The organism is Lysinibacillus sp. A1 (assembly GCF_000801965.1).
GTDB classification, from domain to species: domain Bacteria; phylum Bacillota; class Bacilli; order Bacillales_A; family Planococcaceae; genus Lysinibacillus; species Lysinibacillus fusiformis.
Map to the genome: position 1 here is coordinate 320,334 of NZ_JSZM01000012.1, position 22,491 is coordinate 342,824.

Here is a 22,491-nt window from a genome sequence, read left to right on the forward strand (position 1 = left end):
CAATTTCTCGTTATCAGTAAAATAATGATTGAGTGAGTAGAGGAGCTTATGTTAAATGAAACTGGAGTCTATCCAAGTACCTATAAAAAATAATGTGCTAGCCGATTACTGGTCGCCAAATACTGCCATTCATCAGTTTTTTGAATACGATTTTAATGATCAGGCTTTTGAGGAAAGAGCGAAGCATTTAGCACAACATGCCAGAGATCAAAAAGAGCTGACAGCCATCATCCGTCAATTTATGGAGCCACTAGGGCTATCACAAAAAGCGAATGAACATTTACAACAACTAGAACAAGGAGCTATGGTCATAATCGGTGGCCAACAAGCAGGTATCTTAACTGGCCCTCTTTACTCCGTTCATAAAGCGATTTCAGTCATTGTGTTAGCAAAAGAGCAAAGTGCGAAGCTTCAAAAATCTGTCGTACCTGTTTTTTGGATAGCTGGAGAAGATCATGATTTGGAAGAAATTAATCATACCTATACGGTGCATGGTGAGTTATTAAAAAAACGAGCATACAGTGAGCGCTCTAGACGTAAAACAATGGCCTCGGCAACGATGCTCAATAAAGAGTCGATGACACAATTTATTAATACCATTGTTAGAGATATTGGGGAAACCGAGTATACAGAGGCGCTTATTAAACAATTAGTAGATGTGCTAAACGAAAGTGAGACATTTACTGATTTCTTTGCGCGGTTAATGAATCAATTATTTAAAGATGAAGGGTTACTGTTCATTGATGCGGCGGATTATAATTTCCGTCAATATGAAAGTAACAATTTTGCACACATCATTCAGCATAGTGAAGAAATTGCTAGAGTTGTAACAGAAAAGGAAGAGCTGCTAGAGCAAACGGGCTACGGTAAACCTATTTTAGCGACAAGAGAGGCAGCTAATCTATTCTATGTAGAGGACGGAGAACGTCATCTTTTGGAAAGAAAAAATGATCTATTTATTAATTTAGCAGCAAACCTTAAGTTTACTCGTGAAGAGCTATTAGAGATTGCCGAGAAATATCCAGAGCGTTTGAGTAATAACGTAGTGTCCCGTCCATTAATGCAGGAGATGACGTTCCCTGTACTGGCATTCGTCGGTGGCCCTGGTGAATTAGCTTATTGGGCAACATTAAAAAGTGCATTTTCTGTACTAGACCTACAAATGCCTATTTTTGCCCCTCGCCTTCATATGACGATTGTGACACGTCATGTAGAGCAATTATTGTGTGAACATCAATTGACTGTTACGGATGTTTGGAATGGCAAAGCTTTAGAAATGAAAGAGCGTTTTATTGATGATGTGCAGGATAGTGAGGCTAAACGTCAAATTCAGGCTATGGAGCAGTTGTTAGCAGAAAAGTACAGTGAGCTTGCATCGTATTTAGAGGAACAGCATTTAACTTTAGATAAAATCCTTGTGAAAAATCAAGAAAATCATGCAAAACAATTTGACTACCTTCAGCAAAAAATCGAGCAAACTGTACTTGACAAGCATGAAACTACTATCCGCAAATTTACGACGCTACAAAATGAGTTGTATCCAAACGAAGGTTTCCAGGAAAGAACTTATAATCCATATCAATATTTTAATGAGTTTGGACCTATGTTGATTGCTGAAATGTTAAAGCAAAACTATAGTATTGGCAAACACCACTATTTACTTTATTTATAAACCTATCTGACAGGTTCTTTATACCTAAGTGTTTTTTTGATACAATAGGGATTTGATGAATTTTGTCTATAAAAATAGTATTTAGAGAGCTATCCTCCTAAGGGTAGCTCTTTCTTTATGTCATTTAGCATATATCAATAATTCCCATCAAGGTCTAATTGCACATTAAGAGATAAAATGTCAAGTTTTTTTTAAAAAAAGTGGAGGAAAGTGGGGGGATGTGGTACATTATTTAATAAAGTGGGGTGAGTAGTATGTTCATGGGAGAATATCAACACTCCGTTGATGCGAAAGGGCGATTAATCGTGCCGGCAAAATTTCGTGAAGCTTTAGGCGAAGCGTTTGTTGTCACAAGAGGTCTCGATAACTGTCTATTTGGCTATCCTATGAATGAATGGCGAAAACTCGAAGAAAAGTTAAAAGATTTACCGATGACCAAAAAGGATACACGTGCATTTGCAAGGTTTTTCTTTTCTGGCGCAACAGAGGTAGAAATAGACAAGCAGGGGCGAATTAATATTCCAGCTACTCTTATGCAACATGCACATCTTGTAAAGGAATGTGTAGTGTTGGGGGTTTCAAATCGAATTGAGATTTGGGCTAAAGATGCATGGGAAGCTTACTTCAGCGAGTCTGAACAATCTTTTAATGAAATTGCAGAAAATATGATTGGCTTTGATTTTTAACTTTTGATAAGCATGTCCATTCAAAGATGACATGAGGTTAAGGCCTGAAAGGAGCGAGTGGTATGTTCGATCATACAACCGTGTTATTAAAAGAAACTGTTGATGGGTTGAACATCGATCCTGATGGTGTATATGTGGACTGTACGTTAGGTGGTGCAGGCCATAGTGAATATTTAGTGCAACAATTATCTGATAAAGGCCGTTTAATTTGTTTCGATCAAGATATGACGGCTATCGAAAATGCGAAAATTCGATTAGCGCCTTATATTGAGCGCGTCACGTTTATTCATTCGAATTTCCGGTATTTAAAAGAAGAATTATTAGCTCATGGTTTTGAACAAGTGGATGGTATTTTATATGACTTAGGCGTATCTTCACCTCAGTTAGATACACCTGAGCGAGGCTTTAGCTATCACCATGATGCACCACTTGATATGCGCATGGATCAAACGGCAACACTTACAGCTTTTGAAGTTGTCAATCAATGGGCATATGAAGATTTAGTACGTATTTTTTTCCGTTATGGAGAAGAAAAGTTTTCAAAGCAAGTTGCTCGTAAAATTGAAGAGGCGCGTAAGTCAGCACCAATTGAAACAACTGGACAACTTGTAGAGCTTATTAAAGAGGGTATTCCAGCAGCGGCACGCCGAAAAGGTGGGCATCCAGCAAAGCGCATTTTCCAAGCAATAAGAATTGCTGTCAATGACGAGTTAGGCGCGGCAGAGGATTCATTAGTCGATGCGATTGATATGATAAACGTAGGTGGACGCATTAGTGTCATTACGTTCCATTCATTGGAGGACCGCCTATGCAAGACAATCTTTAAGGAAGCGTCATCATTACCGGAATTACCACCAAATTTACCAGTAATTCCAGATGACATGAAGCCAACTTTAAAGCTTATTTCACGAAAGCCAATTCTTCCTTCAGATGAAGAATTAGAAGTGAATAATCGGGCTCGTTCAGCAAAGCTTAGAGTGGTGGAGAAAATTAACGACAAAGGGCGTGAGTAAATGGCAGCCGTACGTGTAAGGCAACAGCACCAACATCAACAAGTGCAACAACCGATAACACCACCCAGTCCACAACCCACTATCATACGTCGTAAAAAAACGAACCAGAAGTTTGAGAAGACAATGCTAATTGTTTTAGTTAGCATTATTGCTGTATTAGGAGTCCTAGTATTAAATAAACAAGCAGCTATTCAAACGACAAGCATGGACATTCAAAAGATCGAATCAGAAGCAGATGAGATTGCAAAACAGAATGTTGACTTAACGGTTCGTGTAAGTGAACTTTCTACATACGATAACATATGGAAAAAAGCGAAAGAACTCGGTTTAACTCAAAATGAGAAAAATGTAAAGGTAGTGCCGGGAGAATGAAAAAAAAGAGATTTCGATTCCAATGGGGAGCCTTTCTATTAATGATTTTTTATGGAGGGCTCTTTTTTCTATTATTCACAAGAATGGTGAACATTCAGGCGACAGGGCAAGTAGAAGGACAGGAGCTTGCAGCAAGAGCAGCTGCTAAGTATGGTAAGGAAAGTGTTATCACAGCAAACCGAGGAAAGATTTATGACCAAAACGGTCAAGTGATTGCAGAAGATACGTTAAGCTATCGTCTAGTTGTTGTCGTAAGTGAAGCAGCTACAACAGATCCAAAGAAACCTAGACATGTTGTAGATGCTGAAAAAACGGCTCAAGTTTTAGCAAAGTATATTCCGGCAATGCAAGGAAAAGAAGATGAAGTTCTTAAAAAGCTAAATAATCGCTATAGAAGCGATGGTAAACCATTATATCAAGTGGAGTTTGGGAGTTCTGGACGCGGTATTAGTCACGAGGTTATGAGTAAAATAAAGGAAGAAAAATTACCAGGGGTTCTATTTGTTAGTGATTTAAAACGTTATTATCCAAATGGTGTCTTTGCCTCCCATTTAATTGGCTATGCACTGAAAAAGGATAATGCGGACGGAACTGTTACTACAAAAGGCGAAATGGGCCTAGAATATACGTATGATAAAGAACTGACAGGTGTTAACGGTAAAATTAAATACGAAACAGATGCTTTCAGTTATTTATTACCGAACAGCGAGAAGATGGTGACACCTGCTAAAGATGGGGACGACATTTATTTAACGCTCGATAAAACCATCCAAAGCTTTTTAGAGGAAGCAATGACAAAGGTTGAACAGGAATATAATCCTGAGTCCATGACGGCAGTTGTAGCAGATCCGAAGACTGGGAAAATATTAGCGATGTCTCAGCGTCCTACATTTAACCCAGAAACACGTGATAGTCAAAATATGAAATGGCTGAACGAGGTAATTGAAGAAACGATTGAGCCTGGTTCAACGATGAAAACATTTACACTTGCTTCGGCTATTGATACAAATACTTGGGCTCCGAATGCAGAATACCAATCAGGCTCTTATACCGTACATGATCGAACAATTCGAGATCATAATCAGGTTGGATGGGGACAAATCAGCTATTTACAGGGATTCCAACGCTCTTCAAATACAGCCATGGCCCATTTATTAAAGTTGATTGGCGATGATGTCTTTGTGGAATATTTAGACCGTTTTGGTTTCGGTCATAAAACAGGAATCGATTTACCGAACGAAGCGACAGGTACAATATTATCTCAATACCCAATCCAACGAGTGACAACAACATATGGGCAAGGGTCAACTGTAACACCTATCCAAATGATCCAAGCCATGACTGCTATTGCGAATGATGGTAAGATGATGCAGCCTTATGTAATTGACCGTATCGTTGATTCATCAACAGGAAAGGTTATTCAAAACCATGAACCTGTTGAAAAAGGACAACCAATTAAAGCAGATACAGCGAAACAAGTACGAGAAATCCTTGCCTCTACACTGACATCAAAATATGGTACTGCGAAGGATTTTATTTTGGAGGATTATGAGGTTGCAGGGAAGACAGGGACAGCACAAATTCCGAGAGCAGATGGTACGTATGCTTGGGGTGCTAACCAATTCCTCTATTCATTTTTAGGAATGGCTCCTGTCGATGATCCTCAGCTCATCATGTATGTCTCAGTGAAAAAACCTAAGTTAAATAATGAGCTTGGATCAGTACCGGTATCTAAAGTGTTTAATCCTGTTATGTTAAATAGCTTAAAGCACCTTAATATTAATCCAGGTGATGTACAGTATGTGGATAAGGTAGATATTAAGGATTATACAGGCCAAAGTGCTGAGGCGATTGAGGTAGAGCTAGGGAATGATGGCTTAAAGCCTGTTATTGTTGGAAGCGGGGGTAAAATCATAGATCAATATCCGAAAGATACAAAACAACTAGTTAAAGGTAGTTATGTATTTTTGAAGACGGATGGAGATATCATATTGCCAGACTTTACGAATTGGTCATTGAGAAATTTACTTGTTTTCAAATCTATGACAGGGGTAGAGATGGAGATTTTCGGTGAAGGCTTTGTAGCGAGTCAAAGTGTGTCTCCAGGGACTACTATAACGGATAATTCACCGATTGTTGTTAAGCTTAAAACACCTGCTGAAAGCTTTGTACAAGATGTCGAGGCAGCTTCTGAGGGTGAAATTGAACAAGTAGAAGATGAATAATACTGAATAGAAGTCCACTTTATTTCATACGTTGTAAAAAACAAGGTGTGATGTCGAATGAAGTGGATTTCTATCCATTCTAAAAAGCGTTTACGTATTTTATATGTGTTGTTTATGTGTGCGGCAGTGGCGATAGTGATTAGGCTTTTCTTTTTGCAAGTGTTGGATCAAAAGGAACTGACAACGAAGGCAGAAGAGAACTGGGACCGAGAAATACCATTTGCTAATGAACGAGGGCATATTACTGATCGAGATGGTGAGAGTATTGTAACCAATAAGCTAGCACCAACATTATATTTTATGCCTTCCCAGAGTAAAGATATTGAAGGGGCGGCTGAAAAAATTGCGCAAGTTCTAGAAGTGGATAAAGAGAAACTTTTAGAGAAGATGAAGAAAAAAGCCTATTTAGTAAAGCTAGCGCCTGAGGGGAAAAATATTCCCTATGAAAAAGCGGTGGAATTACAAGGCTTACAAATTGAAGGACTATATAGTGGTGTCGACTACTCAAGAGACTATCCATATGGGACACTTTTATCTCGATTTTTAGGCTTTACAGGGTATGATGCACAAGGCTTAGCTGGTATCGAATATGAATATGATAAGTTTTTGCAGGCTAATTCATCTGCAATTCGCCTATTTACCGATGCAAAGGGCAATAATTTACCGAATGTCGCGAGTGCTTGGAAGGCTGGCGAGGATGGGGCAACTATTGAGCTAACGATCGATGTCGATGTCCAACAGGTCGTTGAACGTGAATTGTCACAGGCTATGGAGCGCTATGAAGCGGACCAAGCATTGGCTATTGCTATGAATCCAAATAATGGAGAAATATTAGCGTTAGCCTCCTATCCAACCTTTAATCCGGCTGAATATCAATTAGTCGAGCCTGCGATTTATAATCGAAATTTACCTGTGTGGATGACATATGAGCCAGGTTCTACTTTTAAAATTATTACTCTTAGCGCTGCATTGGAAGAAAATTTAGTGGATTTAGAGCATGATACTTTTTATGATCCAGGGTATACGATGGTCGCTGGAGCAAGACTTCGTTGTTGGAAGCGTGAAGGGCATGGACATGAAACCTTCTTAGAAGTTGTGGAGAATTCCTGTAACCCAGGCTTTATTGAATTAGGGCAGCGGTTAGGTAATGAGCGACTATTGCAATATATTAAAGATTTTGGCTTTGGTCAAAAGACTGGTTCCAATATTGCTGGTGAAGCTTCAGGAATATTATTTTCTAAGGAAGCCTTCGGACCTGTTGAACAGGCAACAACCTCATTTGGGCAAGGGGTAGCGGTAACTCCAATTCAGCAAGTTCAAGCGGTAGCAGCAGCAATAAATGGAGGCAAGCTTTATACGCCTTATGTTGTGAAAAAAGTATTTAATCCTAATACAGGGGAAGTCATACAGGAAACTAAACCAGTTGTCAAAAATCAGGTGATTCGTGAGGAGACTTCTGCAAAGGTTCGAGGCGCATTGGAGTCTGTTGTAGCGAATGGTTCAGGTCGACAAGCCTTCCGGGATGGTTTACGAATTGGCGGTAAAACAGGAACAGCACAAAAGGTTGAAAACGGCCGTTACAAAAGTGGTGAATATATCGTTTCATTTATTGGCTTTGCGCCAGCTGACAATCCGCAAATTGTCGTCTATGTAGCAGTCGACAACCCTAAAAAGACGACGCAGTTTGGTGGCGTTGTAGCAGCTCCTATTGTTGGGCAAATTATTGAGGATGTTGCACCGTTTATAGGTATTGAAAAATCGAAGGAACAGCTCGAGAAGGATTATCGTTATGGGGATCCAATTACTGTGAAGGTACCGAATTTTATCGGGCAAACAAAGGATGATATTGCCAAGCAGTTTTATCCATTCCGTATAGAATGGCATGGAGAAGGGACTAAAATTGGTAACCAGTTACCTGAAGTGGATAGTGTTATCAAACAAGATGGTACCATTCATTTATATTTGGAGAACTGAAATAACTTTACCTTTAAAAAATGGGAAAGAACCACTATTATTATGAAGGGTAGTAATAAATAAATGAAAGTTTATGCTTTTTTCCTAACGAAGAAAGTGAAACAAGATTTAAAGGAGATTTTTCAATGAAACTCGCAACAACACTTACCATTTTAGCTCTTGCTTTTATAGTAACAGTTATCCTGGCACCAATTAGTATTCCACTTCTTCGACGCCTAAAGTTTGGGCAAAGTATTCGTGAAGAGGGACCAAAATCACATATGAAAAAAGCTGGTACACCAACAATGGGCGGTATAATTTTCTTAATTTCTATCGTCCTAACAACTGTTGGTGTAGGAAGCTTTTTAGATTTATTAACGACACAGACCGTAGTACTTTTACTAGTATTAGCAGGATTTGGCTTAATAGGTTTACTGGATGATGGTTTGAAGGTTGTATTTAAAAGGAATTTAGGGTTAACCTCTCTTCAAAAATTAATTGGTCAAATAGTTATCGCCATCCTTGCATATTTTCTACTGCATGTTGGATCGTTTGATACAACACTTGCTATTCCATTTACAAATTGGACAGTTGATCTTGGTGTCTTCTATGTTGCCTTTTTAATTTTTTGGTTAGTAGGCTTCTCCAATGCGGTGAATTTAACAGATGGTTTAGATGGACTAGTGGCAGGAACTGCATCGATTGCTTTTGCGGCATTTGGCGTTATTGCACTTTTCCAAAGCCAAGCTGATATTGCTTTATTTGCCTTTGCTGTTACAGGAGCATTATTAGGGTTTTTATTATTTAATGCGAATCCAGCAAAAGTATTTATGGGTGATACGGGTTCATTAGCATTAGGTGGGGCGTTAGCTATGGTATCGGTATTAGTAAAAGAAGAGTTTTTACTTTTACTAGTTGGTTTGGTATTTGTCATCGAAACATTATCCGTTATTTTACAGGTAGGAAGCTTTAAACTGCGTAAAAAGCGTATTTTTAAGATGAGTCCAATCCATCACCATTTTGAATTATCAGGTTGGTCAGAGTGGAAAGTAGTGCTTGTCTTCTGGTCAACTGCCCTAGCAGTAGCATTGATTGCAGTCTTATCGGAGGCGTTTTAATGAAAAACTATACAGATTTACAACATAAAAAAGTACTTGTGTTAGGCCTAGCAAAAAGTGGTGTGGCCGCTGCAGAAATTTTACATGAGCTTGGCGCCTTTGTCACAGTCAATGATTCCAAACCATTTGATGAAAGCCCGGATGCTCAGGGCCTATTACAAAAGGGGATTACCGTGATTTGTGGCCGTCATCCTGAGGATTTACTGGATGAAGGTTTTGAATTAGTCGTTAAAAACCCAGGTATTCCTTATAGTAATCGCATTGTAGCGGATGCTCTACATCGCGATATTCCTGTGTGGACGGAGATTGAACTTGCTTATTTAATCAGTGATGCACCTTTTATAGGTATTACCGGTTCGAATGGTAAAACAACGACGACTACTTTAATATTCGATATGTTGAACAACGGAAGTAAAAATCCTTTAATTGCAGGGAATATCGGTACAGTTGCTTGTGGGGTCGCTAAAGAAGCTAATGAAGATGACATTATTGTAACGGAGCTGTCATCGTTCCAATTGATGGGGACTAAAACATTTAAGCCTAAAATCTCTATTCTAACAAACCTTTATGATGCCCATCTTGACTATCATGGAACATTTGATAATTATGCGGAAGCGAAGTTTGCTGTGACGCGTAATCAAGATGAAAGTGATTACTTTATTTATAATGCTGATCAACCAATTGTAGTTGGATATGCAGCGCAATCGAATGCGCAAAAAATCCCTTTTAGTTCAAATGGACGTACTGTCAATGGAATCAGCGCAGATGATACAACGATATATTGGCAAGGGGAACCTTATATGGACCGGGCGAATATCGCGCTGCCTGGTAAGCATAATTTAGAGAACATCCTAGCAGCAGTGGCAGCCTGTATTTTAGTTGGCTGTGACAAAGAGAAAATGGAAGAGGTTTTAGCAACATTTGGTGGTGTGAGACACCGTACTCAATTCGTACGCGAATGGAATGGTCGGAAGATTTATAATGACTCCAAAGCAACAAACTGTTTAGCAACAAAAAGTGCTTTAGACGCATTCCAAGCGCCGGTTATTTTGCTAGCAGGTGGTTTAGATCGAGGACACTCTTTTGAGGAGCTTCGATCAAGTATGAATCATGTGAAAGGTGTTGTCGCATTCGGAGAAACTGGACTACGTTTTGTTGAATTTGCAAAATCATGTGGTGTCCAACAAACAGTTATCGCTCAAAATGTGGAAGACGCTGTACACTATGCAGCACCGATGTCAGCGGAGGGAGATATTATTTTATTATCTCCAGCATGTGCAAGCTGGGATCAATATGACAGCTTTGAAATACGCGGAGATGTTTTTATTGATGCTGTAATGAAGCTGTAATGAGCCTGTAACTATTTTAGAATATACTTGACTTGGAAGGATGGCATTACTGAGAGGGAAAGAAAGTTACTTATTGCTCGTCACAACTTTGATGCTATCAGTAATCGGCATTATTTTCGTCTATTCTGCGGGGACTTATTGGAGTGCCATTCATTATAGTGGAAAAATGCCGTTTTATATGAAGCAAAGCGTATACTTTGTGGTAGCTATAATTGTATTTTTAATCACGATTCGATTAAATATTTTGAGAGAGCAGTCCTTTTGGAAAATGGCCTATATATTTTCGTTAATTTTACTTGTCCTAGTGTTAATACCTGGTATTGGGCTAGTGCGAAATGGTTCGCAAAGCTGGATAGGGGTTGGTCCATTGACAATCCAGCCAGCGGAGCTAACGAAAATAACTGTCATTGTTTACCTGAGTCATATTTTAGCGCAGCATAAAACAGGGACGCCCGTTGTTAATTGGCGCCATGCTTTAATCCTATTAATCCCTGTTGCATTGATTATGTTGCAGCCTGACTTCGGTTCAGTATTTATTCTTGTTGTTGCTGTATTTTTATTGTTTTTTGTCGCTGGGTACCCGTTAAAACTATATGCCATGATTATGTTGGTTGGTATAGCGGGACTAGTAGGATTAATTGCAACTGCACCATATCGACTAAAGCGAATAGAAGCATTCCTCGATCCATGGGCTGATCCCTTAGTAAGTGGGTTCCAAGCTGTGCAATCACTAATGGCGATTGGTCCTGCCGGAATTTTTGGTCATGGTTTTGGACAAAGTCGGCAAAAGTTTCTATATTTGCCTGAGCCACAAAATGACTTTATTTACGCTATTATTTTGGAAGAAGTCGGCTTGATTGGTGGTCTCTTTATTTTAGCACTATTCGTACTGACAATTTATGCGGGCTATAGATTTGCTGTACAGGCTAAAAACCGAACATCCTATTATGCGATTATAGGGCTAGTCACAATGCTGATGGTGCAAGCGTTTCTTAATATAGCTGTAGTAATAGGTTTAGTACCTGTAACCGGTGTTACATTGCCTTTTATTAGCTATGGAGGAACATCTTTAGTCACAATGTGGTTAATAATAGGTATTATTTATCAATTAGCGAAATAAATATAAAGGAGGAGTACTTTTTGGAGAAAGTAATTGATATAGAAGATCGTATACCTACGCTAAAAAAGCGACGAAAAAAGCGTACAAATCGTAAATTTATCGTGCTAATATTACTTTTCTTTATTGTGTTAGCGGTACTCCTTTATTTTCAATCTCCTTACAGTAACATCAATAAAATAACAGTCAATGGTGCGAAGCTGGTAGATAATGAACATTATGTGGAGACAAGTACCCTTGCGCTAGGTAAATCAATGTGGGGGTTTAAAATAGAAGACGTGGAGAATCTTCTGTTAAAGGATAAATGGGTAAAAGAAGCACATGTTAAACGTAACTGGCTTCGAGGCGTAACGATAGATGTGAAAGAATGGAAAAAAGTTGCGTATTTGGCTGGGGACGGAACCTATTATCCGTTGCTTGAAAATGGTGAACGTTTTGAGCAAAAGGGCAATGATACTCCAATTGATGCACCTGTTTTTATTGGTATTACTGGTGAAAAAACAATTAAAAAACTAGTTGCACAGTTAGCACAATTAAAACCAGAAGTATTAGCTTTAATTTCTCAGGTTAACACGAATAGTAATGATACAAATCCGAACGCGGTAAAGCTTTATATGAATGATGGCTATGAGGTACGAGCTATTATTCAGACGCTTGCGGATAAGTTAAATTATTACCCCTCTATTGTTGCACAAATTGCAAATTTAGAAAAAGGTGTGATTGATTTAGAGGTCGGTTCCTATTATCGTCCTTTTAACGAGGAGTACAACAAAATAAGCATCGACATGGAAGCTAATGAAGATGGGGAAATGGTTGACCAGGAAGTGACAGAAGATGAACAACAAGAAGAATAGCAAAGGGAGTTTTTTTTCTAGAAAACAATTTGAATTATTGATTGTTTGTGTGACAACAGGGTTTATCATCGGCTATTCATATAATCAGGCAAAAGATAACCGCGAAGCAGGTACAATTAGTTCAGAGCTTTTTGAGCAAGAAGATTCTTATCGTGAGGAATTGATCACTCAGCAAGAACGCAATAAAGAGCTAACGGAAGAGTTAAATAGCCTACAGGAACAAATTCGGAAGTATGAGAAATCATTTGCTTCTGATGAGAAGGACTATAAGAAGCTTGTTGAACAAGCGGAGGATTTACGGCTCTTACTTGGTGAGTTGAAGAGTGATGGAAAAGGAATACGGATTACTCTCCAAGATGGTGATTATGATCCAAAATCTTTGAATCCGAATGATTATATCGTTCATGAAAGCCATGTTTTTAAATTGTTGAATGAATTGAAAATTTCAGGTGCCCAAGCCATCGCTATTAATGGGCAACGTGTCTTGGCCAATTCCTATATCCGATGTAATGGTCCCGTCATAACTATTGATGGCACACAGCATCCCGCTCCTTTTGTCATAGAAGCTGTAGGAGATTCTGATACTTTAATGGCTTCTTTAAATTTAAATGGCGGTGTCGTTGATCAATTATTAAATGACAATATTGTGGTGTCTTTAGAAGAACATCAAAAACTTACAATGCCAAGAGTAAAAGTAGAAAGTTAAGGACAAGTCCTAGTTCATGTTTAAAGTCTAATTTCAGCCTCCATAGAAGTTTTACATTGACTTCTGAGGGGCATACGATACGTCTAGGAGGGGCTATTTTGCGAAGAAATATGTACACCCGAATAACGATCGTGCTATTTATTATCGGTTTGATGATAGCGGTACAATACAATACCATACAAAAACCAGCAGAGCGAGATACACGAGATATTTGGGCAATAAGAGAGGAATTAGCACAAGAAAAGCAAAGGCATTCCGCATTACTGGCAGAAATTCGCTCACTTCATGAAGTAGTGGATCGCTATGAGCAATCTGAAAAGGTAAATCAGCAAGCAGCTTTACATGAAACATTGAATCGTTTAAAGCAACAGGCTGGACTAACAGAAGTGATAGGGCCTGGTGTCATACTTCGGATTGAACCAGCACCTGAATTAATGGAGATGGGCTATGACATTAAAGAAATATCGCCCGATTTATTAACTCAATTATTAAATACGCTGTTTAAAAACGATGCAACAAGTGTTTCAATAGATGGCAATCGTGTTGTTCAAACAACAGCCATTCGGGACATTAATGGGAAGACAACGGTGAATAGTGTACCATTGTCGTCACCTAAATTTGATATATATGTTGGGACAAGCGATTATAAAGCAGCTCAAAAAATGTATAATTCGCTTCAAGCCTCGACGTTTATAGATTCATTTTATTTAGATAATTATAATTTAGTAATTGAAGAGCCAATAGATCAATTACAAATTCCAGCATTTGATCAGCCATTGACAAATGATTACTTAGCAGAGGTAAAAAAAGGAGATTAATTTATGTGGCTACCATTTTTAGGTTTGATATTTGGACTTGCCCTTGGCTTGTTAACAAATATACAAATCCCCTCTATGTATGAAAATTATCTGTCAATAGCAGTTTTAGCAGCTTTAGATACATTATTTGGTGGTATCCGTGCTCAATTACAGCAAGTGTACGACGATAAAGTTTTTGTATCAGGATTCTTTTTTAATATAGTTCTCGCAGCAGGGTTAGCGTTTATAGGTGTGAATTTAGGAATAGATTTGTATTTAGCGGCCATTTTCGCTTTCGGAGTACGTTTATTCCAAAATATTGCAATAATTAGGCGTATATTACTAACTCGCTTGGATGAGAAACGTCACAAGAAAGAAAAAACTTCCATAGATTAAGAGAAAAATTGACCAAAATACTCGATTTGCTTAGACATTATGCCAAATTTACAATAGAATGAAAATAAGAGCATTTTTCAAGGAGGTGCAGCGAATTGAATCAGCAAGATTTATACATTTCACTTGATATTGGTTCCTCCTCTATCAAGGTATTAATAGGTGAAATGAGTGACGGACAATTACATGTAATTGGCGTCGGAAATGTAAAATCGAATGGGGTTCGAAAAGGAGCAATTGTTGACATTGATGCAACAGTTCAATCTATTCGAAAAGCAATAGAACAAGCCGAACGAATGACAGGTTATCAAATTCACGAAGTCGTTCTAGGCGTTCCTGCTAACCAAACGATGTTACAGCTAGTTAAAGGTGTTGTCGCTGTAAATAGTGAAAACAGAGAAATTACAGATGATGATTTAGACAGAGTGGTAGAATCTGCACAAGTCATGTCAATACCTCCTGAACGTGAATTAGTTAACATCATTCCAAGACAGTTTATTGTGGACAATCTTGATGAAATTAAAGATCCTCGTGGTATGATTGGCATCCGTTTAGAAATGGATGCAACAATGATAACGACATCCAAAACGCTTTTACACAATGTTCTTCGCTGTGTTGAGCGTGCAGGTTTAAGTATACGAGAAATATATTTGCAACCATTAGCATCAGGCTACTTTGCATTAACTGAAGATGAGAAAAACCAAGGAACTGCCTTTGTAGACATAGGAGGCGGCTCTACTACAATCGCGGTATTTGAAGAGGGATTGTTAACGCATACAGGCGTCCTACCAGTTGGTGGTGATCATATAACGAAAGATATTTCCATCGTTTTAAAGACACCAACAGAACAGGCTGAAAATATCAAACACCAATTTGGACATGCCTTTTATGATGATGCATCTGACGATGAAATCTTTGAAGTACCGATTGTAGGAACAGATTCTACTGATCAATATAGCCAACGCTATATCTCAGAAATTATTGGCGCTCGCCTAGAAGAATTACTAGAATTAGTGATTGACGAGTTAGCACGTCTAGGTGTTAGAGATTTACCTGGTGGCGTTGTTTTAACTGGTGGTGTTGCTAAACTTGAAGGTATTGCCCAGTTAGCACGTCAAATTCTACAAACGCGTGTAAGAATTTATACACCCGATTATATTGGCGTTAGAGAGCCTTCATTTGCAACGGCGGTTGGACTAATTCGTTACGCCTATTTAGAAGATGATTTTTACGGTAAAAGTACGAATACGCAACCTATTGAATATGCAGCTGTAGGAGCTCAAGCAGCTATGCCTAAAAAGCAAGAGTATTCTGCACCTTCAGAACCAAAAGAAAGCGTAATCGGGAGAGCAAAAAAATTATTTGATAAGTTTTTTGATTAACTAGAATGCGTAATGATTGATACAGAGTCGAGTTACCGTGGGAGGAAAAAGAGATGTTAGAATTTGATACAAATGTAGATGAACTTGCAGTAATAAAGGTCATAGGTGTTGGTGGCGGCGGTAACAACGCTGTCAATCGAATGATAGAACATGGTGTACAAGGTGTTGACTTTATCGCAGTTAACACAGATTCACAAGCATTGAATTTATCAAAGGCGGAGGTTAGGCTTCAAATTGGTGCTAAACTGACGCGTGGATTAGGTGCAGGTGCTAATCCAGAAGTAGGAAAAAAAGCGGCTGAAGAAAGTCGTGAGCAATTAGAAGAAGTTCTACGTGGCGCAGACATGGTATTCGTCACTGCCGGTATGGGTGGAGGAACTGGTACTGGTGCAGCGCCAGTAATTGCACAAATTGCTCGTGAGTTAGGAGCACTAACAGTAGGTGTTGTGACACGTCCATTTACGTTTGAAGGACGTAAACGTCAAACACAGGCTATCGGCGGAATTGGTGGTATGAAAGAAGCCGTGGATACGCTAATTGTTATCCCGAACGACAAGCTATTACAAATTGTCGATAAATCAACACCAATGTTAGAAGCTTTCAGAGAAGCGGATAACGTACTTCGTCAAGGTGTCCAAGGTATTTCTGATTTAATCGCAACGCCTGGTCTTATTAACTTAGACTTTGCAGACGTGAAAACAATTATGTCAAACAAAGGCTCAGCATTAATGGGTATCGGTATTGCTACTGGTGAAAACCGTGCTTCAGAAGCAGCAAAGAAAGCCATTTCGAGTCCTTTACTAGAATCATCTATCGATGGTGCTAAAGGTGTTCTTATGAATATTACAGGTGGCTCTAATCTTAGCTTATTTGAAGTACAAGAAGCAGCAGATATTGTAGCTTCTGCATCTGATGAAGAAGTAAATATGATTTTCGGTTCTGTCATTAATGAAAACCTAAAAGATGAAATCATTGTGACAGTTATCGCAACAGGCTTCTCGGAAGAAGCTTTACAACAACAACGTCATACAGTTAAACCGTCACTTAATATGAATAGACAATCTGCTCCACAACAACAAGCACCAATTCGTGAACAACGACAAGAAATGCATGTTCAACAAGAGCAGCCACGTCAAAATCAGCAACATTATGCACAGGATGACATGCTTGAGGTCCCAGCATTTTTACGTAATCGCAAAAATCGTGGTTAATTGAAATAAAACAACTTCTAAAAAGCTCGTATTTTACATATGTAAAATACGAGCTTTTTATATTTGTTGTCGAGATGTTCATTTGTGTAAGGAAACCATGTATTTTGTCAAAACATTTTAAGGAAATGATGCGATTGTTTGACAATATTTGTGGGTGTAACGTGCTAACTTTGTAAGTAGGAGGCGGCTGTTATGTATGGAGAATGGCTGGTGCTCATTAATACGCTTTTCAATCTAGCGATACTCACGTTTACGGCAAGAGTAACAGGGGTTTTGGTCAAGAATTCAAGATTATTAATGAGTTCGTTTTGTAGTAGTTTAGTAGCTGTAATTGGCGGTCAAATGCTGTGGACAACGGTTCTTAGTTTTATATTACTCATAGGTATAGCTTTTCGCTTTAAGATTCGGAGCTTCCAAAAGCAAGGACCGATCGTTTTAACAGCAACGATCGTTATCGGCGGATTGTTAACAGCACTACAACCTTTTTTTAAAAATCTTTCTGCCACCCATTTTATAATGATTTGTTTTGTACTCGCAGTTTTAAATCTCGTTGCATTCTATAAGCAATGGGGGTTTGTGAAGCTAGAGCGTTTAAGTGGACAATTTGTATTTGAAACAACTTTAAAAATCTTTGGTTCTCTAATACCACTTTCAGCTTTTGTGGATACAGGCAACCAAGCAATTGAGCCACTTTCAGGTAAGCCCGTTCATTTCGTCTCATATACAGCTTTAAGTCCACATTTACCTGCGGATTTCCGCAAATCATTAGTAGAATGGCAAGAAACAGATCCGTACAATGTATCTATGTTTTCAGAAGATTATCAGCGTTATATACGATTTATTCATATCAATACTGTACAGCAACAAACTGTTGTATTAGGTTTTCGCTTTGATGAATGGCTTATAAAGGGGGAGCCTTCACAGGTGAAATCGAATGAATATATCGTTTTAACAAAAAAAGCTAAAAATTTTCCACATAGCACAGCAGCAATTTTACATTTTTCAGCGCTTTCAAATAACTCATAGAGGGGGAGAACTATTGCTTCTTAGGCTACTTGCTAGCTTGAAAAAATTTTGGAGTAAGTTTCGTAGTCGTGAAACGTACTATATAGGGGGAAATGATTCATTGCCAGTGCCACTAAGTCGAGAAGAAGAAGTTACAGTCATTGCATCCTTTATGAAAGGTGATTTACGTGCTAGAGACACACTAATTGAACGTAATTTACGTCTTGTTGTTTATATTGCTAGACGTTTCGACAATACGGGGACGCCAATTGAAGATTTAATCAGCATTGGTTCTATCGGGTTAATAAAGGCGATTGAAACGTTCAATACAGATAAAAATATTAAGCTTGCAACTTACGCATCACGATGCATTGAAAATGAAATTTTAATGCACTTACGAAAAACTAGTCGTATGAAGGGTGAAGTGTCATTAGATGAACCATTAAACTCTGATGCAGATGGAAATGAATTATTACTATCAGATATTTTAGGTACAGAAGAGCACATTATTCTTGATAATGTGGAGAAAAAAATTGAACGTCAGCATATGTTCCATGCCATTAATTTATTAGGTGCACGTGAACGATATATTATGGAATGCCGTTTTGGTCTCAATGGGAAAGTGGAAATGACGCAAAAAGAAGTGGCAGATCATTTAGGGATATCACAATCCTATATTTCCCGCTTAGAAAAGAAAATTATTCAAGATTTACGTGAAAATTTAAATCAACCAATTTCTTAGAAAGGGAAAATTAACCTACCTAAAATTGGTCATAGCTTTTGTGCATATTCTTGTTTCTCTCGGACAAACTGATGTCACGGTTTAGTCAGAGAATAACATCCGGAGGAATCGAATATGCGAACAAAAGTAGATCTTTGCGGCTTAGATACATCGACTTTGCCAATTTTAAAGCACGAGGAAATGAAGGAACTCTTCATTCGTTTACAAGCTGGTGAAACTGAAATCAGAGAAGAGCTTGTCATGTGCAATTTAAGGTTAGTGCTAAGTATTGTTGGTAGATTTGCCTATAGAGGTGAACAGGCAGATGATTTATTTCAAGTAGGCTGTATTGGCCTCATGAAAGCCATAGATCATTTTGATTTAAAGCATAATGTAAGATTTTCAACATATGCTGTCCCAATGATCATTGGTGAAATTCGTCGCCATCTGCGTGATCATCATGCATTACGCGTATCTCGTTCTTTAAGAGATATTGCGTATAAGGCAATGCAAGCAAAAGAACAGTGGATAACCGAAAATTTGCGCGAACCAACGATTGAAGAAATTGCTGACATGATCGAGATGAAAAAAGAAGATGTTTTATTTGCTTTAGATGCCATTCAAGACCCTATGTCATTACAAGAGCCTATATATTCAGATGGAGGGGACGCTGTCTATATGATGGACCAATTACGTGATGATGATGTATCAGAAGATCAATGGGTTGCCTATGTGTCGGTAAAGGAAAGCTTGCAAAAACTAGATGAACGTCAGCAAATGATCGTGGCAAAACGTTTTTATTATGGTGAAACACAAACTGAGATTGCTAAGGAATTAGGGATTTCACAAGCACAAATTTCACGTCTTGAAAAAAATGCAATTGAAACAATGCAAAAAGATTACAAATAAAAAAATGCGCATCGAATTATTCGGTGCGCATTTTATCTTCATTCAATGAACGATTGATACATAAATATAAAGAGACAGCAAAGTTTGATGATAGAGAAAAATAATTTAGATGAAAGAGTAATGGATAGAGGAGGTTTTTCATTGCGGTTCTCATTATTACAACAAAAAGAAGTAATTGAAGCAGGAAATGGACGATTTATAGGATTTGTGGTAGATGCTGAGGTATCAAAAGAAACGGGCTATGTAACAGCATTTTTAATTGCCGAGCCCCGAAAATATCTTGGTTTTTTTAAAGGAGAAGAATCTGTAAGAAAAGTGTATATGAAGGATGTGCTTGTCGTTGGCAAGGATGTCATTTTGGTAAAGGCACTTTCCTAAAAGGCTGACATAGGTCAGGCTATTCATTGATAAATCAAGCATTGCTTGTTACAATAAGAGAAACTAATGTTGTAAAGTTGGGAAAAACAGTGACAAAAATTTTAGCAAATTTAAACAAACTAAATGATTTAATAGCAGCAGCAGAAACAAGAGTCAATCGTGAAGCCAATAATGTTCAAATAATAGCTGTGACGAAAGAGGTTTCTGTAGAAAGAACCCAAGAAGCAATCGCAGCTGGATTGACTCATTTAGGAGAAAACCGACCTGAAGGTTTAAATCGTAAACTATCTGCGATTCAAGCTCATGTCAATTGGCATTATATCGGGTCCCTACAAACACGTAAAGTAAAACAAGTGATTAACAGCATTGATTATTTACATTCATTAGATCGTTTGAGTTTAGCAGAAGAAATTGAAAAAAGAGCAGTAAAACCTGTAAAATGTTTTATACAAGTAAATGTTTCAGGGGAAGAATCAAAACATGGTTTAAGCATGGAAGAAGTTTTACCTTTTGTAGAATCATTGAAAAGTTTTACAAAAGTCGAAGTTGTCGGTTTGATGACAATGGCACCAAACACAGAAGACGAAGCACTTATTCGTACTGTATTTAAGCAATTAAAACAATGTCAACAGCAAATAGCCGAGCAAGGATTCGCACACGCACCTTGTACCGAGTTATCAATGGGCATGTCTAATGACTTTGAAATTGCGGTAGAGGAAGGGGCTACTTTTGTTCGAGTCGGAACGGCTCTTGTTGGAAATGAAAGAGGGGAACAGGATGAGCATGAAAAATAAAATTAAAAACTTCTTTTACCTTGAAGAAGAACTAGAAGAAGAAATCACGCAAGCTCCTATTCAGCAGCAACAACCCGTACAACAACAGCAACCGATTCATTCAGTAAAGCCTAAAAAAACAATTAAAGAACGTAAGGCATCGATCCATGAAATTGTGCCACAAAGTACAGCTACTCCTAATAATATTGTCAGCCTACAAGCTGCGATGAGTTCCAAAGGTGCAAAAGTTGTCTTAATAGAGCCTAGAGTCTATGCAGAAGCACAAGATATCGCGGAACATTTAAAAAATAAACGTGCAGCTATCGTCAATTTACAACGTATTGAGCGAGAGCAAGGTAAACGCATTATTGATTTTTTAAGTGGCACAGTTTATGCCCTTGCAGGGGATATACAACGTATCGGAAAAGATATTTTCCTTTGCACTCCAGACAATGTAGAAGTGACTGGTGAAATTACAAACTTTATTTTAGACGATAATTAATAGCGAGGATTGTAGTTTATATGACTTTTTTTATAATACTTGGTTATGTATCATTAGCATTTAGGATTTATTCATTTATGCTAATTGCATATATCTTAATGTCTTGGGTGCCTGCCGCTCAAAATTCAGCCATTGGACGAATGCTTGAAAAAGTGTGTGAGCCTTATTTGGGGATATTCCGAAAGTTTATCCCACCGCTTGGTATGATTGATATTTCACCAATTGTGGCAATCTTTATGCTGAATTTTATTGAAAGAGGACTTGTGATAGTCATTCAGAAATTATTTCTTATGTTCGTATAAATATAAAATCCTCACGTTTTAGTGGGGGTTTTTTATTTATATAGAAAATAGAAGAAAAGCAGACGTCGCGAATTTTATAGTGACTATTCGAGTGAACTCGAAAAAAATTTAATGCCATGATGTCAAAGTACCGATGATTGGGAATACTATGTTTATCCAATCATTGAAGTAAATAGGAACGATGAAAGAGGAGACAACGAGATGGAGCACTTGATTCAGCATTTTCGGAAAGATGAGCAACCTTTTATTGAACAGGTAATAAGCTGGCAGCGGGAGGTAGAGGATCGCTATGCACCTAAGCTGACTGATTTTCTTGATCCAAGACAGCGCTTTATAGTGACATCTATTATTGGACAGGATGACTCAATGAATACATTATGTGCGGGACTATTTAATGAGGCGGAGAGACAACGTATGCTCATTTATCCAGCCTACTATGAGCCTACTGATAAAGACTTTCAACTGACAGCTTTTACACTTCAGTATCCCGTTAAATTTGTACAATTACGCCATCCAGATGTTTTAGGAGCCTTGTTATCGTTAGGGTTAAATCGAAATAAATTCGGTGATATTCGCGTGAGTGAGCATCAAATCCAATTTGTCGTTGCACGAGAAGTGGCAGAATATGTCCGTTTACATTTAACGGGCATTGGTAAAGTAAAGGTACATGTCGAATCCCTTAAAGAACAGGAGCCTCTTCTTATTAATGAAGATGAATGGCTGGAGGAAGCTCACACGGTTACCTCCATGCGATTAGATGTTATTATGGCAACCGTTTTAAAAGTGTCTCGTCAAAAAGCACAGGCTTTAATTACTGGTAAAAAAGTGCGTGTAAATTGGACAGAGCGTGATGCCGTTGCTTTTGAATTACAAGAAGGCGATATTTTATCGATAAGAGGGAGCGGTCGTATGAAAATAATTATGACAGAAGGCCGTACAAAAAAAGATAAAATCCGTCTACAAGTCGGTCGATTGGCCCAAAAAAGCTAAAAGAAAAGTAAATTTCATTAATTTATACTGCTAAGTTGTCGGAAGAATTGTATAATAGGAAAT

Annotated in this window: 23 protein-coding genes; all 23 read left to right on the top strand. The window is 38.2% G+C overall.

All coding sequences use genetic code 11. The features are described from left to right. The first annotated feature begins 55 nt into the window (after window positions 1-55). The 23 genes from bshC (at window position 56) to PI85_RS11175 (ending at window position 22,428) form a co-directional block, all read left to right on the top strand. A complete protein-coding gene (bshC, locus tag PI85_RS11065; protein WP_036123770.1) occupies window positions 56-1,672 on the top strand; it encodes a bacillithiol biosynthesis cysteine-adding enzyme BshC in 1,617 nt (538 codons plus the stop codon). A 254-nt stretch (window positions 1,673-1,926) separates the two neighbouring features. After that, window positions 1,927-2,358 (top strand): division/cell wall cluster transcriptional repressor MraZ, encoded by a 432-nt coding sequence (gene mraZ, locus PI85_RS11070; RefSeq protein WP_008173894.1) that lies wholly within the window; start codon window positions 1,927-1,929, stop codon window positions 2,356-2,358. A gap of 62 nt (window positions 2,359-2,420) precedes the next feature. After that, the gene (rsmH, locus tag PI85_RS11075) at window positions 2,421-3,371 is read left to right on the top strand and encodes a 16S rRNA (cytosine(1402)-N(4))-methyltransferase RsmH (protein WP_036123772.1); all 951 of its coding nucleotides are present in this window, start codon (window positions 2,421-2,423) and stop codon (window positions 3,369-3,371) included. Further along, window positions 3,372-3,743, top strand: a complete 372-nt coding sequence (locus PI85_RS11080; protein WP_008173890.1) for a cell division protein FtsL — start codon at window positions 3,372-3,374, stop codon at window positions 3,741-3,743. It begins immediately after the preceding gene. Then, window positions 3,740-5,968 (top strand): penicillin-binding protein, encoded by a 2,229-nt coding sequence (locus PI85_RS11085; RefSeq protein ID WP_036123775.1) that lies wholly within the window; start codon window positions 3,740-3,742, stop codon window positions 5,966-5,968. Before PI85_RS11080 ends, PI85_RS11085 begins: the two co-directional genes overlap by 4 nt. 57 nt (window positions 5,969-6,025) lie before the next feature. After that, on the top strand, window positions 6,026-7,942 hold the full coding sequence (locus PI85_RS11090) for a stage V sporulation protein D (RefSeq protein ID WP_008173886.1): 1,917 nt from the start codon (window positions 6,026-6,028) through the stop codon (window positions 7,940-7,942). Window positions 7,943-8,067: 125 nt separating this feature from the next. Further along, window positions 8,068-9,039, top strand: a complete 972-nt coding sequence (gene mraY / locus PI85_RS11095) for a phospho-N-acetylmuramoyl-pentapeptide-transferase (RefSeq protein ID WP_036123778.1) — start codon at window positions 8,068-8,070, stop codon at window positions 9,037-9,039. Beyond that, the gene (gene murD / locus PI85_RS11100) at window positions 9,039-10,388 is read left to right on the top strand and encodes a UDP-N-acetylmuramoyl-L-alanine--D-glutamate ligase (protein ID WP_036123779.1); all 1,350 of its coding nucleotides are present in this window, start codon (window positions 9,039-9,041) and stop codon (window positions 10,386-10,388) included. Before mraY ends, murD begins: the two co-directional genes overlap by 1 nt. A 40-nt stretch (window positions 10,389-10,428) precedes the next feature. Then, window positions 10,429-11,508 carry a putative lipid II flippase FtsW gene (ftsW, locus tag PI85_RS11105; RefSeq protein ID WP_008173880.1) on the top strand — a complete coding sequence of 360 codons (1,080 nt, stop codon included), beginning with the start codon at window positions 10,429-10,431 and terminating at the stop codon, window positions 11,506-11,508. Between the two features lie 20 nt (window positions 11,509-11,528). Then, on the top strand, window positions 11,529-12,359 hold the full coding sequence (locus PI85_RS11110) for a cell division protein FtsQ/DivIB (RefSeq protein ID WP_008173878.1): 831 nt from the start codon (window positions 11,529-11,531) through the stop codon (window positions 12,357-12,359). After that, window positions 12,340-13,065 carry a DUF881 domain-containing protein gene (locus tag PI85_RS11115; protein WP_036123782.1) on the top strand — a complete coding sequence of 242 codons (726 nt, stop codon included), beginning with the start codon at window positions 12,340-12,342 and terminating at the stop codon, window positions 13,063-13,065. Before PI85_RS11110 ends, PI85_RS11115 begins: the two co-directional genes overlap by 20 nt. A gap of 98 nt (window positions 13,066-13,163) precedes the next feature. Continuing rightward, complete coding sequence (locus PI85_RS11120; protein ID WP_036123785.1) at window positions 13,164-13,883, top strand: DUF881 domain-containing protein; 720 nt, start codon at window positions 13,164-13,166, stop codon at window positions 13,881-13,883. Between the two features lie 3 nt (window positions 13,884-13,886). Then, entirely contained in the window at window positions 13,887-14,258 is a 372-nt protein-coding gene (locus PI85_RS11125) for a small basic family protein (RefSeq protein ID WP_008173872.1), read from the top strand. A 95-nt stretch (window positions 14,259-14,353) separates the two neighbouring features. Beyond that, window positions 14,354-15,637 carry a cell division protein FtsA gene (gene ftsA, locus PI85_RS11130; RefSeq protein WP_036123788.1) on the top strand — a complete coding sequence of 428 codons (1,284 nt, stop codon included), beginning with the start codon at window positions 14,354-14,356 and terminating at the stop codon, window positions 15,635-15,637. Window positions 15,638-15,690: 53 nt separating this feature from the next. Then, complete coding sequence (gene ftsZ, locus PI85_RS11135) at window positions 15,691-16,848, top strand: cell division protein FtsZ (protein WP_025113849.1); 1,158 nt, start codon at window positions 15,691-15,693, stop codon at window positions 16,846-16,848. A 192-nt stretch (window positions 16,849-17,040) separates the two neighbouring features. Then, window positions 17,041-17,874 (top strand): sigma-E processing peptidase SpoIIGA, encoded by an 834-nt coding sequence (locus PI85_RS11140; RefSeq protein WP_036123791.1) that lies wholly within the window; start codon window positions 17,041-17,043, stop codon window positions 17,872-17,874. Between the two features lie 13 nt (window positions 17,875-17,887). Next, complete coding sequence (gene sigE, locus PI85_RS11145) at window positions 17,888-18,595, top strand: RNA polymerase sporulation sigma factor SigE (RefSeq protein WP_025113851.1); 708 nt, start codon at window positions 17,888-17,890, stop codon at window positions 18,593-18,595. Between the two features lie 114 nt (window positions 18,596-18,709). Then, entirely contained in the window at window positions 18,710-19,483 is a 774-nt protein-coding gene (gene sigG / locus PI85_RS11150; RefSeq protein ID WP_025113852.1) for an RNA polymerase sporulation sigma factor SigG, read from the top strand. A gap of 141 nt (window positions 19,484-19,624) precedes the next feature. Next, window positions 19,625-19,861 carry a PRC-barrel domain-containing protein gene (locus PI85_RS11155; RefSeq protein ID WP_025113853.1) on the top strand — a complete coding sequence of 79 codons (237 nt, stop codon included), beginning with the start codon at window positions 19,625-19,627 and terminating at the stop codon, window positions 19,859-19,861. 89 nt (window positions 19,862-19,950) lie between these two features. Continuing rightward, a complete protein-coding gene (locus PI85_RS11160) occupies window positions 19,951-20,655 on the top strand; it encodes a YggS family pyridoxal phosphate-dependent enzyme (RefSeq protein WP_036127677.1) in 705 nt (234 codons plus the stop codon). After that, window positions 20,639-21,136 carry a cell division protein SepF gene (locus PI85_RS11165; protein WP_031418927.1) on the top strand — a complete coding sequence of 166 codons (498 nt, stop codon included), beginning with the start codon at window positions 20,639-20,641 and terminating at the stop codon, window positions 21,134-21,136. Before PI85_RS11160 ends, PI85_RS11165 begins: the two co-directional genes overlap by 17 nt. A gap of 20 nt (window positions 21,137-21,156) precedes the next feature. Further along, window positions 21,157-21,438 carry a YggT family protein gene (locus PI85_RS11170; RefSeq protein ID WP_008173852.1) on the top strand — a complete coding sequence of 94 codons (282 nt, stop codon included), beginning with the start codon at window positions 21,157-21,159 and terminating at the stop codon, window positions 21,436-21,438. 201 nt (window positions 21,439-21,639) lie between these two features. After that, window positions 21,640-22,428 carry an RNA-binding protein gene (locus PI85_RS11175; RefSeq protein WP_036123794.1) on the top strand — a complete coding sequence of 263 codons (789 nt, stop codon included), beginning with the start codon at window positions 21,640-21,642 and terminating at the stop codon, window positions 22,426-22,428. Window positions 22,429-22,491 lie beyond the last annotated feature (63 nt).